Consider the following 13949-nt stretch of genomic DNA (forward strand, 5'->3'; position numbering starts at 1 on the left):
TTTTTGTTTTTTCGATTATGATATAATAATGAAGAAATGGATATAGAACATTATAAAGATTTGGCGCTTCAGAAAAAGAAAGAGCACAAGAAATTTTTGGGCAATTTAAAAAAGAAGGCGCCCAAAAACCTAGATTACCTTGTAAAAGAAACCCATGAAGAAGTTTTTGCTGAGATTGATTGTACGGCTTGTGCGAACTGCTGTAAGAGCTTAGGCCCGCTTTTTACAGAAGCGGACATTACCCGTATTTCGAAGTATCTTCGCATGAAAGCAGCCGATTTTGAAGCCCAGTATTTACGTGTAGATGAAGATGGCGACAAGGTTTTTCAAACGATGCCCTGTCCCTTTCTTGGGAGTGATAATCTTTGCAGTATTTACGAGGTTCGTCCCAAGGCCTGCCGTGAATTTCCCCACACAGACCGGAAAAAGATTTATCAAATCAATAATCTGACTTTGAAAAACACAGTAACCTGTCCGGCAGCTTATCTTTTTGTAGAAAAGCTTCGGAAAAAAATAGAGTAAAATGTTCCAACACGAGGAAAGGTGTTGGAACATTTTTGTTTCCCCCCGCAAGACTGCCTCACACAAGTGAAATCTCAATGAAATCATTTTGACATCAAAACTACAAATGTTAGAATTAAATAAGAAATATTCTTATATATGTATGATAAAAGACTTGACGAGGGAAGACTATGACTTATAATCAGCACAACACACCACAACACACCACAACGGTAGAAGACCGTCTTTTTCAACTTGCACCTCAACGCTCTAAACCTAGGGCGTTTTTTCGCTCTTGAAAATAAATAAATCAAAGGAAAGGAAAGATAGTTATGATAATACCAGAAAAGAAAAAACGCCGGCACTTACGGAATATTGCTCTCTTAGTGCTCCTCTTGCTCGTGGTTGTTGGCACTTATGCTTTTCAAGCCTTCAATCCAAGAGCCATCAATGACCGGGAGAACCGGCAGGACATCGGAACAGGAGGTCGTGTGCACGACTACTACAATAGAGATACCGAAAACAAGGATGTCTTTGTCGAAAACTACGGGGACCGTCCCATCATGGCGCGTATCCGCCTCTCAGAGTTTTTAGAGACAAAAAGCGATGGTGAAGCAGCATTCACCCCCTTAGTGCCAGGTACTGTACGGGAGAATGTTGAAAGTTGGACCACATGGATACCCACTGCGGACAATATCAATGTCCGCGCCAATGTCAATGGTTCCGATGCCTTTAACCGCTACTCGACCCTTACTTTGGGGTGGTCCCACCCCGGACAAGTTGCCCCGTGGTATATGCCCAGCTTTAATCATGACAGCGACGACCTGAGAACGGCCGCTGCTGGTCATGCGCGTGACTGGATCGAGGGGGATGGGGCCACAGACGGTGTAACTGATGGCACGACGCACCCGGGAGATGGGACAGATGCTTACTGGTCAAGTGGCGATACTTTTGATAACAGTACAGGCATTTGGCCTGGCCAAGAGATCGTCCAAGAAGTAGCGCAAAACTTACCCCAAGGTCGACCACCCATGACGATCGAACAGTGGGATGAGTTGGAAGACTATCAAAAAATCGGTGACTTCTGGGTGATTGACCACCAGACCGGCTGGGCTTATTGGGCTTCACTCATAGAAGCTGGCAATGCGACCTCTTACTTGCTTGACGCGGCCGAGATGACTTCAGCCATTGATGAAACAGTTTCTAACGGGTATTACTATTATGGTATCCATGTGGACAGCCAGTTGATTAGCCCAAGGCACAGTGATGACTTCCTTGAGGGCGGCGATGAACGCTTGGCTGACTTCCTCACAGGGATTAGAAATAACTCTATGAATGATGCGGGATCAACGAATCCACGTTTCGAGGTTGACTCCCCACCGTCCGCCTTTAATTTTGATACGATGCTTCCGGGGCGTGTCTTCACCATGGCTGGTGAGGAGTACCGCTACCTTGAAGACATGGAATCGGGGAATCATATGATTATCCGTCATGAAGCCATTCGCAATACAGGTTTCATGGAGCAGCCTCAAGTCCTAAGTAACTGGTTCAACGCACTTGACACTGAGGTCCAGAGTATGGTTCAACCCGTAGCTATATCGGTTCCAGCCCCAGGCGTAGCCGATGAGTCAATCACTTGGATAGACGAAGTGACGCGTTGGTTGCCTACAAATTTATCCGCCTTCCCTGCAGTGGCAGGAGATGTGACCAGTGTAAATCCGAGTGGCACGCCTCAAGCCTTTGCTCTATCCCTTGCGGATGTGGTACGCTTGTCTACGCCGGAGGGGGGCTTTCCTAACCCTGTGGCACGGAGAGGCGCACGCAGTAGCTGGTGGTGGTTACGTACCCCCGGCCCTTCACCAACTGCCGCTAATTGGGGTGTGGCTCAGGCACCTCCTACTGGTCGGTTGCATGCCCATAATCCTTACACCAATGATGTTGGTGGTGTTCGCCCAGCCCTCATCATCAACCCTAATTGAACCCTCTCTCAGTAATAAAAACAAATACCTCTGATGGAGTTTTAGGGCTGAAGTTGTTAGGCGAGTGTTGTCTAGAAAAACGCAGAAAGCTGAGATAGCCGTAACAAGATGGGGCTGGACAAGGCCACTAAGTTAAGAAAAAAGTTTAAACAAAAAATCAGATTTCACGTTTAAATCTGATTTTTTTATCCTTTTTAACTTAAGGCCCTCGGTCTAAAGGGCTTTTATTTGTAGTAATTTTGTATAGCTTCTAGGAAATATTCGGGAAGTTGGGCATGTTTTTTGTTGTAATTGCTACGGAAGCGGGGGTCCTCAACATACATTTGTCCTAAACCGATATGTGCTTCCGGAGTGATGGTTGCTTCGGGCCAAAAGAGTTCTAAGATTTCTTTATGGAGGGCAATAGCTTGTTGGGCGAGAGGATTGTCTTGCGTTTCATAAGCTTCTTCGAGCATCTGAACCATTTTTTCGTGGCCGTTTTGCCAATGTTGGATTTTGGCTTGATCGGCTTGAGCATATTTTTGATAAGATTTATCTATGCGCGCACTGCCCCATTTTTGACGAATTTCTAGGCCATATTTATCTTCGTTTTCTTTCAGTTGTGTACTCTTGAGAAGTTCAAATTCTTGTTCATTCATACGATAGTCTCCTTTTTCTAACTTGTGTGACAGATGCTCAATCAATTTTTCCAGGTGCTCAAGTTGGTCATTTAATCGCGTCAAATGTTGCCTTAAAGTTTCCTTTTCCTCTTGATCTTCTGACAGGATATTTTTGATTTGATCAAGGGGCAAGTCCAACTTCCTTAAGCTCATGATATAAAAAATTTGAGCAATATCTTGTTCAGAATATAAACGGTAATCGTTTTGGTCTCGCACGGGGGACAGAAGCCCAACAGCTTCCCAATGGCGCAAAGTTTTGGATGTTAAGCCTGTCATTTTCGTGATCGCTTTAATATTTTGCATAAGACTCCTTTCATTGATGCTTCTATTATATATCTTGACCTTAGGTCAAGGTCAAGGGAAATATAAAAAAACTCATAAAAATATGAGTTTTTTTGCTTTTATTAGTGGAAGATATGACTTCGTTGGGTCATTTCTGAAATCTTTTTCGAGGTTTTTTCGAGATGTGGGAAGAAGATAAGCCCAGCAACTAAAAAGACAATAGAAACGGCTACGAGGATGATGATGGCAAGCCAAGCATTTGGCCAATAGATACCACCAGCAGATTCCCGTAAAAGGTTGACCGCATGGGTAAACGGCAAGTAAGGGTTAATCGCTTGGAAGAATTTACCAGAGACTTGAATAGGATAGTTACCGCCCCCACCGGAAATAGAGAGAACCAAGATAATAATGGCAATCCCTTTCCCGATATTTCCAAACAAAGCTACTAGAACATAAACTATAATCATAAAGGTTATAGCAATCAGTAAGGCAAACAAGACACTATAAACAGGATTACGCACGTCTACACCAAGACCGAAATAGTTCCCCAGGGTAACGATAAGTGCTTGCCCCAGTCCCATCACGATGAAAGTAAGCATACGTGCTGAGAATTGTTCACGTTTAGAGTAGAGCAGTTTATCTTTACCTTCTAAGTGGAAGCCAGTTACAGCGACACTAGAGAAGAGCACAGCGCCGACCCACAAGCAAAGTGCAGTGTAGAAAGGTGTACTGGCTGAACCGTTATTTGCGATAGGGTAGATCGCATTTTCTTGAACCTCAACAGGTTGAGTCAGGAAGTCACTTTCTTTCGTCGCATCAAGTTTTAGAAGTTTTACAATTTCACCTAAATCGACTTCTTTTTCACCTTTGCGAATCGCATCAGCGGCTTTACGAATGCCTGTTTTGATTCCTGGCCAGTCATTGACGATAAGGTCATTTGCTTGGTTCAAGGCTTTTTCAAGATCAGGCATTTTTTCGTTGACTGTCCCTAAAGTTTCTGTCAAATCTTTACGAATACCCGGGTAATCATTTTTGACAAAATCAGCGGCTTTATCAAGTTTTTGCTCCACAACGGGCAAGTCATTTTGATAAAGTGAAGCCCCTTTATTAATCGCGTTGACAATCGTGTTCATGTTGCCGTTAAGCATAATGTTGGCATCGTGAACTTCTTGTTTGATCGCAGGCATTTCTTTTTGATACTTTTCAAGCAAAGTAATCGCATTAGAAACCGTCTTACTTGTTGAGCTGAGCAAGGATTCAAAATCAATAGCTTGGGCTTTGGTTAAGAGACCTTGAGCATTTTTGATGGTTGCGATGAGTTGGGTGAGGACACTTTGAACTTTTGCAGTTATATCTGGGACATTTATTTGACCAATAAGGGAAGAGACATTATTAGCCAGTGCTTCAACTTCATTTAGAGCTTCATTAATATCTGGAAGTTTGCCAGATTGAACAGCAGATTTCAAAGTGTCTAGCTGTACATCAAGTTTTGTGAGTTCTTCAGAGAAGGATTTGAGTTGTGTGATCACTCCCTCAAGGTCGTTGTTTCCTGTACTTGTTTGCATATCTTCCATAAATTTAATCAGATATTGAACAGTATTTTTCTGTTGTTTGACATTATCTTGGAAGTTTTGAATTACAGCTATCTTTTCGTCAGTTGTTAGTGTCTTATCTCCTATGACTGCCTTTATTGATTGGATAAAGGCAGATGTCGAATCAGCAAATGTTTGAAGTGATTGAAGAGTAAGATCTAAGCTTTTTGTAATACTTGGCAAAGCATTTTGAAGTTGTGTTGCACCGTCTAAAGTGGTAGAAGCCAGTTCATTGGCTTGGTTGCCAAGTTTGCGGATGTCTGGCAAGGCAGTTTGGACTTGTTGGATGATGGTTAAGCCTTGTTTGGCTTCTTGGATTCCTTCATTCATTGTTTGCTCAACAGAAGCAAAGTCATTGTCAATCATTGCGATCTGCTTACCGGCATTTTGAATTTCAGGTATTTTTTCTTGCAAGGTCATGATAATCGCAAGCTGATTTTTCACAGTTGGCATGCTGTCGTCCAATTGAACGACTTTTTGACCCAGTGCATCAACCTCAGGCAAGTAGTCAATAAACTCATTTGCTTTTGCAAGTTTGGCTTTCAAATCAGGCATCTTGCCGTGCAAATCCACGACTTGTTGAGTATATTGGTCAATAGTATCTAAATTATCATTGGTAGATAAGATTGTGTTTTTAATTTTCTGGATGCTGACCATATTTTTATCAATGTCATATCCGATATCATTAAAGGTTTTAAGCAATGTGCTGCTTGCCGTTTTAATAAATTCTTCGGAAATTTGACTTTGTAATGAAGACGCACCTTTTGAAGTAATTTTTGGGGCAATAGCATTTATTTTTTCATTGATGGAATAAACGATTTTAGGCTTCTGGATATCCCCGGTGGTGAAGCTAAGCAAATTTTTAGAGAAATCCTCTGGCAGATAGATACCTGCGTAGTATTTACCAGATTTGACACCCTTATCCAACTCTTGTTTAGAGTCAACGAACTTCCAGCCGAGTTGTTTGTTTTCTTTGAGGTTTTTCAGGACTTCGTCACCGATATTAATCGATTTGTCTTGAAATTTCTCTGTTCGGTCATCACTATAAACCGCTATTGGGAGCTGTGAAGTATTCGCATAAGGATCCCAAAGGGCTTTAATATTAAACCAAGCATATAAGGATGGAATAAACATCAAAGCAACCACTAAAAAGATTGCTATTGGATTTTTAAAGATACGCTTCCAATCCAGAATAAATAGTTTCCCAGTATTTTTTATATGTTTCACATATTCTCCTCTTTTAGTAAATCTAAGGCAGTTTTAATTTTTGTTATCAGCTAATCAGAGCCATCAACAGTTCCGAAATTTGTTCTGGTGTTTCTTTCCGTTTGCGACGAATCCAAGCTTGAGTTAAACCGAAAATGGCATTGGCATAATAAGTTGTGGTGTAGATACTTTCCAATTTATCCAGTTTTTCACGCTTAGGGTTTTGTGGCAGGATGGAACGTGCCAAAATGTTTTTCAGTTGGGCTTGCATGAACTGATGGATTTCTTTACTGCCATTTTCTGAAAATAAAGCAGCATAAATCTCATTGTTATCAAGGAACTCATAAGTTTCTAACATGGTTTTATGAAGATCGCCATTATTTTTTTCAAAAACATACTCGATCGTATTAAACAAGGTTTTTTGGTATTGGTCAATCATATCATACTTGTCTTGGTAATGCGTATAAAAGCCGCTGCGGCTAATTTTAGCTACCTTCACAAGCTCAGTTGTTGTGATATGGTCAAACGACTTTTCCTGTAAAAGTTGTGTTATTGCGTCGCGAAGTTTTGATTTTGTACGTTCTTTTCTATTTTCCATAAATCCTCCTCTATTACTAAAATATAAAAGAACAACGTGTCTATAATTAGCAAAGATTCTCATTACAACCCTTATTGAGTTTACGATATGCAATTATAGCACAAAATGGACGGAGCGTCTATAATTTTGCGTTCAAATTCTAAATTTTTTTGAGAAAGGGATTTCATATCCCGTCTTTTAAATGGAGAAGTTCATAGATAGAAGAAAAAGAGCAAAAAACCGCTTGGAGCGGTTTTAAACTAATCAGGAAATGGGTAACTTATAATAGAAAGAGAATCATAAGTTTGAAAATACAAAGTACGGCTATTTAAATCCACCGCACTGCGATAAACAGTATAAGTATCTGAACGTCCATCAGACTTGGGCACAGTGACAGCATTTAAAATATGCCAGATTTCGCTGATATTCTGCTGCTCATCAGCAGGCAGAATTGCACGTTCTTTAAGAATTGTGGCACGGATGAAGCGAGAGGTTGGGGTGAAGCCTCCAGGAAAAACAGGCTTTCCGCTAAAATCCCCAGTTGAAATACGGTTAGGTGCTAAGGGCTGAGCAGTAAGGTCCATATAATCTTGTAATTTGACGATTTCACGTTCAAATTTAGGAGCATTTGTGACGACACCGATTGTATTTTCGATAATCTCAAAGCTGCCATTGCGTGGTTCAATATTAATCATACGACCTGTTGGATCGACAGCAGAAAAGTGCAAATCACTTCGGCCAAATTTATAATGCGAAAAGGTGTCACTCATGAGTTGGACACTTTCAAGTTGGTTTATCAAATCAGCCACAGAACGACAGTTCCCTAAAGCCCAAGTGACAAATTCAAAAGGCGCGAGCTGTAATTTGCCCTCATGAGGATATTCAGCATACTCTGAGTGGTTAGAAAAAGTCAGCTTTTGGACGGAAAGTCCAAAATCATTAACGCCATCTGAGATGTCCGCATGCAAATCGGGAATATTTCGGCCCACTCCTAATATAGTATAAACATTGGAGATATTCCTATTATTATAGACACTTTTCCACTGGTAATTTTGCGGCAGAACGAGAGCTTCGGGGACAAAGCTATGCCAATCCATTGTTCTTGCGAAGACGATGCTTTCATTAGCAGCATGCATTTTTATACTTGTACACATATTTCTATTCTAGCAAAAAAATTTTCCTAGCTTCTGATAAGTGTCTTATTGGCGGGCGGGCAAAGAGGATTCTTTGTGTTTTCTTAGAATAAAGATAAATTATAGCAAAAGCCGAACATTTGGCAATTTAGTTTCGTATAAGGTTGGCTAAGCCTTGAATCACAATTTTTAAAGTGATAAACTGTCTAAAAGCAAATAAAGCCAGGCAGAGATCTGGCATTTGGAGGAATTGAATATGAGAACACACACATCGGCACAACCCAAGGCTGTGAGCACCTATCAAGTCAAAGTAGGAGCCTTGGTTTCTGCGGGATTTGGTTTAGAAAACATGGATATCATGTTTCTTTCGTTTGCCCTCTCGTCAATTATTGGTGAATTTGGCCTTACAACGACAGAAGCAGGTGCCATTTCTACAGTCACTAACTTGGGGATGCTGCTGGGCGGAATTCTTTTTGGGATTCTGGCAGATAAATTTGGACGTGTAAAAATGTTGTCCCTTTCGATCCTCATTTTTGGTCTGGCAACGGGTGCGATTTATTTCTCGCACAGCATTACATCGCTTTATATCTTACGTTTCATCGCCGGAATTGGTGGAGGTGGTGAATATGGGGTCGGAATTACCATTCTCGCTGAGAATTTCAGTAAGAAAAAACTAGGGCGAACTTCTTCGATTGTCGCCGTTGCGGGACAAGTGGGTGCCATGTGTGCAGCAATTTTGTCAATGAGCATCTTACCTACTTATGGTTGGCGTTTCTTGTTCTTGTTCGGGTTGGTGCCAGTAGTTTTGACCGTTTTTATTCAAAAGCATCTGAAGGAAAGCGATTCTTTCAAGGCCATAAAAACCGAAAACAAGGGAAAAATTTCCGACTTGTTTAAAACACGTCAATTGACACACCAAACACTTGTTCTAATGTGGATGGCTATCGTTCAAATCGCTGGTTACTTTGGCCTGATGAACTGGCTCCCAACAATTATGCAGAAAAAACTGAACTTAACAGTAGCTGGTTCATCCTCATGGATGATTGCGACCATTATCGGGATGTCTCTAGGTATGCTGACCTTTGGTCAAATTTTGGATAAACTTGGTCCGAAAGTAGCTTTTGGTCTCTTCCTTATCGCTTCATCCTTGGCTGTTTATGTCTTGACCATTCCGACAACACTCGCATCACTGACTTTAGTTGGTGCCGTCGTTGGTTACTTTTCAAATGGGATGTTTACAGGATATGGCGCCGTAGTTTCTCGCTTATACCCACCAGAAGTCCGAGCCACAGCCAATAACGTGATTATGAATACGGGCCGCTGTATTGGAGGCTTCTCTTCAATAGTTATTGGCTTTATCTTAGCGCATTATTCTATCATGACTGTTATGCTCTTCATCTCTGTACTCTATATTTTAAGCTTCTTGGCGATGCTCACGGTGAAGAACTTACGTGCAGGTGTTTACTGGTCACTTTAATCTTTAATAATAAAAAATAGGAAAAGCTTGCCCACTTGATGTGGGGAAGTTTTTTTATTTGTGGAGCTCGGCAAATAAGTAGTAACGGATTGGTTCTAAAAGGGTTATTCTGGGGAAACAAAAAAACCGCCACAGCGGTTTAATATTATTTAACTTCTTTAAAAATAACGTGTTTACGAAGTTTTGGAGAGTATTTTTTCAATTCCAAACGGTCTGGGTTGTTACGTTTGTTCTTTTGAGTAAGGTAAAGACGTTCACCAGATTCTTTGTGTTCAAGTGTAATATTTACGCGCATAACTGTTCCTTTCTGACTTTTTTACTGTTTTTATTTAGCGTCTTTTACTTGGCGGCCTTTGTAGTAGCCTTTAAGTGAAACACGGTGTGAGTGACGGTAGTCACCAGTAGTTTCGTCAAAAGTAACAGTTGGAGCTGTCATTTTGTAGTGTGTACGACGTTTGTTTTTCTTAGATTTAGAAGTGTGACGTGCAGGTACTGCCATGGTTTGATTCCTCCGTAGATTTTTTCGTTTTGGATAAGCCCAAAAACGTACTTTACTATAATACACTAATCTTTTTCAAAAAGCAAGCATTGTAAAGTATTTTTACTTGACGTTTTTTAAAAATGTCTAAGAGGTGAAGAAGTTCTAGAGGTGGAATGACAAAGACTTTTGACAGTTGTCCGATTAGGAATATTCCTTGTTTTTTGCTAATATATAGTTAAGGATGTTGTAACTTATAAAATAAAAGCTCAGTTCTTCGGAATCAAAGTGCGACAAGGATTATTTTTCTATCACGGGCAAATCAGTGTTCGATGAAAACTATTTTGAGTCAAACAGGGCAAAGTTTCAGGAAATTTATTTTATAAGGAGAAAACATGAAAAACTGGCAAAAACTTGTTTTAGTATTTTTCATAGCAGTTGCGTCTCTTTTGGCTCAGTTTGCTTTTAATGCACCTTTGGTAGCACGATTTATCATCACTGTTGCAGGTGGTATTTTGGCACTTTCAATGTTTATTGAAATGATTAAAACGCTACGTAAAGGAAATTATGGTGTTGACTTACTCGCCATCACTGCTATTATCGCAACGTTATTGGTAGGAGAGTATTGGGCATCATTAATCATTATTTTGATGTTGGTTGGAGGCGAAACGCTTGAGGATTATGCAGCGGGCCGTGCCAATCGTGAATTGTCTGCCTTGTTGCAGAAAACACCAGATATTGCCCATGTCATGCAAGAGGGTAAAGTGGTCGACATGGACTTGGACGATGTTGAGATAGGGGCCCATCTCTTGATTAAGCCCATGGAAGTTATACCTATTGATGGGGTACTGCTTTCAGAGGCAGCTATTCTGGATGAATCCTCTATCACGGGTGAAACTAAACCGAATGAGTTGCAACAGGGGGATGAGATTCTTTCAGGGGCAATTAATGGCAGCTCCAGTATCGAAATCCGTACAAGTGTCGCAGCAAGTGAATCCCAATTTCAAAAAATCGTTGCTCTCGTGCGTCAAGCCGAAGCAACGCCGGCAAATTTTGTACGTTTAGCGGATCGTTACGCTGTGCCGTTTACGATTATGGCTTATATCATTGCAGCTGTGGCTTACTTTATCTCTGGTGACCCTGTCCGCATTGCAGAAGTTTTGGTTGTCGCAAGTCCTTGTCCCTTGATTTTGGCTGCACCCATTGCTTTTGTCTCAGGAATGAGTCGTTCATCAAAAAATGGTTTTTTAATTAAAAATGGAACCATCATTGAGAAACTCGCAACAGCAAAGGCAATTTTCTTTGATAAAACGGGGACAATTACCGATGGTAAAATTGAAGTCGATGCCATTGTTCCAGCAGAAGGGGTATCACAAGAAGAGTTACTCAAGATTGTTTACACCATTGAAAAATCTTCCAACCATATCTTGGCCAAGGCTGTTTCCAGCTATGCGGAATCACATGATGTCCAGGGCCTTGAGTTAGAAAGTCTCAGTGAGGTTGCAGGTTTAGGTGTGACAGGACAAATCAATGGTCAATTGATCAAAATTGGGCGTGCCAACTTTGTCGGAGCGCCAGATGGTTTGGACTTTGAGACAGCTTTTTATGTGTCACGGGACGGCCAATACATCGGCGCAGTAACCTTCTCCGACACTTTGCGTGCCAACGCTCCTGCGGTGATTAAAGTTTTACGTGACGCTGGTTTTGAGAGTATTACGATGTTGACGGGTGATAATGCTCGTGTTGCTGATAAAATTGCCGCACAAGTCGGGATTACCGAGGTTTACAGCAGTATGTTACCAGAAGAAAAGCTTGCCAAAATCCAAGCTTCAACAATTCATCCAACGATTATGGTTGGTGACGGTGTCAACGATGCCCCAGCTTTAACGCTTGCGGATGTTGGTATCTCTATTGGGACAGGGAACAACACTGTCGCTAGTGAAGCGGCTGATATCGTGCTCCTGAAAAATGATTTGTCTTCTGTGACGAAAGCCGTTCATATTAGTCGTGACACATTAACCATTGCGAAACAAGCGGTTTTGATTGGGATCATCATTTGTGTCATCTTGATGTTAATTGCTGCTACAGGGCTTATCCCAGCAATTATCGGTGCTCTTTTCCAAGAGGTTATTGATGTTGTTTCGATTCTTTATGCCTTAAGAGCCTTGAAGGGTTTTAAGAATAAGTAATAAAAAAAATCGTCAGTTTTGACGATTTTTCTTTTGGCTTTCTATCCATTTCTTACGCTCGTTTAAGGCCCATTCGTATTTGCCCATCTTATCAGGGTGGAAGTAATCGGCTTTTCGTAGTTTATCAGGAAGATAATCTTGTTTCACCCAATGATCTGGGAAGTTATGCGGGTACTTGTAACCTTCACTTCGTCCAAGATCCTTAGCTCCCGCATAATGCCCGTCTTGTAAGTGCGACGGGATAGGAAGATTTCCGTATTTTCCTAAATCTTCTATAGCAGCGTCCAGAGCCATATAAGCGGCATTGGATTTGGGAGAAAGGGCAAGATCGATAACGATATTTGCTAGCGGTATGCGTGCCTCAGGAAAGCCCAACTTTTCTGCGGCTTGTAAACCTAACATTGTGTGAACAGCGGCTTCTGGGTTGGCGAGGCCGATGTCTTCATAAGCCATCACTGTCAACCTTCGGGCAAGACTTTGAAGGTCACCTCCTTCAATTAGACGCGCAGCATAGTGTAAACTTGCGTTTACATCAGATCCACGGATTGATTTTTGTAGGGCGCTAAGCAGGTCATAATGCGCATCGCCATCTTTGTCAAAGCTTAGTGCTTTACGTTGAAGCGAGTTTTCCATATCTTCCAGTGTGACATGATGGTTTTCGGAAGATAAGACGGCAAGTTCTAAAGCGTTGTAAACTGCGCGTAAATCCCCGTTGGTTGAGTGGGTGAGAAAGTAAAGCGCATCATCGTCAAGAGTAACCGCGAAGTCAAAACCCCGTTCTTTATCTTCAAGAGCAAGGTTTACAGCACGCTGTAAATCATCACTTTCTAAAGGTTTTAACTCGAAAATCTGCACGCGACTTCGGATGGCAGGCACAACGCTAAAATAAGGGTTTTCCGTAGTCGCACCGATTAAGATAATCTGGCCATTTTCTAAGAGAGGCAGCAGAAAATCTTGCTTTGGTTTATCTAAACGGTGAATTTCATCCAAGAGAAGTACAAGTTGCCCAGAAAATTCCGCCTCAGCTGCAATTTCTTGTAATTTTTTCTTGCTGTCTGTTGTCCCATTAAAGCTACGGAAAGCGGCCTTCATTGTGCCAGCAATAGCCGATGCAATGGAAGTTTTACCAATTCCCGGAGGGCCGTAAAGAATCATGGAAGTTAAAAGTTTTGTTTCAACCATCCGGCGAATAATTTTTTTCGGGCCAACAAGATGAGATTGACCAATAATCTCGTCAATATTACGCGGTCGCATTCGGCGAGCTAAGTTTTGATGCGTCATATAAAGGTATTCTCCTTACTGCCTAGAGATAATAGGCGTAAATCAAGCTGTCAACATAAAGATCATCAATGAAATATTCTTTTTTTAGTCGGCCTTCAAGTTCAAAGCCGAGACGCTCGTAAAGAGCCACTGCTGTGGGGTTACTTGACATTACATTGATGGTGATTTTTTCGTATTTTTCGGCGCGCGCTTCGTGGATAAGGTGTTGAATAAGTTGAGTTGCAACACCTTTTCCTCTTGCCTCTTTTACAGTCATTACACCGAAAGTGATCACATGTGAACCAAACTCAGACTTGTTGCGGGGCCCATAATCTAAGACACCCAAAAGAACACCTTCTTCTTCCGCAAGAAGATAACGTGTTCCCTGCAATACTTTTTTCATTATTTTTTCCGCAGAGCTGTTGATGATAAAGGGTGTGGATTTTAACGTCCAGTTTTGATTTTCGATTTTAGCCACATAAGCGAAATCATGGGGTTCGATAGGTCTGATTTTCATATATTTCTCTCTAGAGATAATTTTTATTTCTGTTATAATTATAACAGAAAAGTATTACGACGTTTAAACTCCCAATTGCTATTTTAAGTCGAAGCATTG

Annotated in this window: 12 protein-coding genes; 4 read left to right on the forward strand and 8 right to left on the reverse strand. The window is 41.3% G+C overall.

Features of this window, described 5'->3' with window-relative positions:
* Positions 1-36: 36 nt before the first annotated feature.
* Together PYW30_RS00200 and PYW30_RS00205 are read left to right on the forward strand one after the other, a co-directional pair.
* Positions 37-522 (forward strand): YkgJ family cysteine cluster protein, encoded by a 486-nt coding sequence (locus tag PYW30_RS00200; RefSeq protein ID WP_003133599.1) that lies wholly within the window; start codon positions 37-39, stop codon positions 520-522.
* Positions 523-833: 311 nt separating this feature from the next.
* Positions 834-2480 (forward strand): hypothetical protein, encoded by a 1647-nt coding sequence (locus PYW30_RS00205; protein WP_042218136.1) that lies wholly within the window; start codon positions 834-836, stop codon positions 2478-2480.
* Positions 2481-2704: 224 nt separating this feature from the next.
* Here PYW30_RS00205 and PYW30_RS00210 read toward each other — a convergent pair whose 3' ends face one another.
* The 4 genes from PYW30_RS00210 to PYW30_RS00225 all read right to left on the reverse strand — a co-directional run bounded on the left by PYW30_RS00210 (position 2705) and on the right by PYW30_RS00225 (position 7950).
* Complete coding sequence (locus PYW30_RS00210) at positions 2705-3442, reverse strand: MerR family transcriptional regulator (protein WP_042218134.1); 738 nt, start codon at positions 3440-3442, stop codon at positions 2705-2707.
* 101 nt (positions 3443-3543) lie between these two features.
* Positions 3544-6240, reverse strand: a complete 2697-nt coding sequence (locus tag PYW30_RS00215; protein ID WP_042218131.1) for a YhgE/Pip domain-containing protein — start codon at positions 6238-6240, stop codon at positions 3544-3546.
* A 46-nt stretch (positions 6241-6286) separates the two neighbouring features.
* On the reverse strand, positions 6287-6817 hold the full coding sequence (locus tag PYW30_RS00220; RefSeq protein WP_003133604.1) for a TetR/AcrR family transcriptional regulator: 531 nt from the start codon (positions 6815-6817) through the stop codon (positions 6287-6289).
* A 239-nt stretch (positions 6818-7056) separates the two neighbouring features.
* Positions 7057-7950, reverse strand: coding sequence for a choloylglycine hydrolase family protein (locus tag PYW30_RS00225; RefSeq protein WP_042218129.1), 894 nt, complete (start codon positions 7948-7950; stop codon positions 7057-7059).
* 235 nt (positions 7951-8185) lie between these two features.
* Between PYW30_RS00225 and PYW30_RS00230 the strand changes: the two genes are divergently transcribed.
* Positions 8186-9406: an MFS transporter gene (locus tag PYW30_RS00230; protein WP_042218127.1), complete on the forward strand. Its 1221-nt coding sequence runs from the start codon at positions 8186-8188 to the stop codon at positions 9404-9406.
* Positions 9407-9551: 145 nt separating this feature from the next.
* On the opposite strand, the gene rpmG is transcribed toward PYW30_RS00230, so the two are convergent.
* Both rpmG and rpmF read right to left on the reverse strand, forming a co-directional pair.
* Positions 9552-9701 carry a 50S ribosomal protein L33 gene (gene rpmG, locus PYW30_RS00235; RefSeq protein ID WP_003135293.1) on the reverse strand — a complete coding sequence of 50 codons (150 nt, stop codon included), beginning with the start codon at positions 9699-9701 and terminating at the stop codon, positions 9552-9554.
* Positions 9702-9731: 30 nt separating this feature from the next.
* The gene (rpmF, locus tag PYW30_RS00240; protein ID WP_003135292.1) at positions 9732-9905 is read right to left on the reverse strand and encodes a 50S ribosomal protein L32; all 174 of its coding nucleotides are present in this window, start codon (positions 9903-9905) and stop codon (positions 9732-9734) included.
* A gap of 374 nt (positions 9906-10279) precedes the next feature.
* Between rpmF and PYW30_RS00245 the strand changes: the two genes are divergently transcribed.
* Positions 10280-12073 (forward strand): heavy metal translocating P-type ATPase, encoded by a 1794-nt coding sequence (locus PYW30_RS00245; protein ID WP_042218124.1) that lies wholly within the window; start codon positions 10280-10282, stop codon positions 12071-12073.
* 12 nt (positions 12074-12085) lie between these two features.
* Here the strand turns inward: PYW30_RS00245 and PYW30_RS00250 are convergent, their stop codons facing one another.
* Positions 12086-13354 (reverse strand): replication-associated recombination protein A, encoded by a 1269-nt coding sequence (locus PYW30_RS00250; protein WP_042218121.1) that lies wholly within the window; start codon positions 13352-13354, stop codon positions 12086-12088.
* A 22-nt stretch (positions 13355-13376) separates the two neighbouring features.
* On the reverse strand, positions 13377-13850 hold the full coding sequence (locus tag PYW30_RS00255; RefSeq protein WP_014024114.1) for a GNAT family N-acetyltransferase: 474 nt from the start codon (positions 13848-13850) through the stop codon (positions 13377-13379).
* Between the last annotated feature and the right edge of the window lie 99 nt (positions 13851-13949).

The organism is Lactococcus garvieae subsp. garvieae, from assembly GCF_029024465.1.
GTDB classification, from domain to species: domain Bacteria; phylum Bacillota; class Bacilli; order Lactobacillales; family Streptococcaceae; genus Lactococcus; species Lactococcus garvieae.

Excerpts from the sequence above, each read along its gene's own strand:
- rpmF (WP_003135292.1), bottom strand. The coding sequence starts at position 9,905 with ATGGCAGTACCTGCACGTCACACTTCTAAATCTAAGAAAAACAAACGT.
- PYW30_RS00205 (WP_042218136.1), top strand. The coding sequence starts at position 834 with ATGATAATACCAGAAAAGAAAAAACGCCGGCACTTACGGAATATTGCT.
- PYW30_RS00230 (WP_042218127.1), top strand. The coding sequence starts at position 8,186 with ATGAGAACACACACATCGGCACAACCCAAGGCTGTGAGCACCTATCAA.
- PYW30_RS00250 (WP_042218121.1), bottom strand. The coding sequence starts at position 13,354 with ATGACGCATCAAAACTTAGCTCGCCGAATGCGACCGCGTAATATTGAC.
- PYW30_RS00255 (WP_014024114.1), bottom strand. The coding sequence starts at position 13,850 with ATGAAAATCAGACCTATCGAACCCCATGATTTCGCTTATGTGGCTAAA.
- PYW30_RS00225 (WP_042218129.1), bottom strand. The coding sequence starts at position 7,950 with ATGTGTACAAGTATAAAAATGCATGCTGCTAATGAAAGCATCGTCTTC.
- rpmG (WP_003135293.1), bottom strand. The coding sequence starts at position 9,701 with ATGCGCGTAAATATTACACTTGAACACAAAGAATCTGGTGAACGTCTT.
- PYW30_RS00210 (WP_042218134.1), bottom strand. The coding sequence starts at position 3,442 with ATGCAAAATATTAAAGCGATCACGAAAATGACAGGCTTAACATCCAAA.
- PYW30_RS00220 (WP_003133604.1), bottom strand. The coding sequence starts at position 6,817 with ATGGAAAATAGAAAAGAACGTACAAAATCAAAACTTCGCGACGCAATA.
- PYW30_RS00245 (WP_042218124.1), top strand. The coding sequence starts at position 10,280 with ATGAAAAACTGGCAAAAACTTGTTTTAGTATTTTTCATAGCAGTTGCG.
- PYW30_RS00200 (WP_003133599.1), top strand. The coding sequence starts at position 37 with ATGGATATAGAACATTATAAAGATTTGGCGCTTCAGAAAAAGAAAGAG.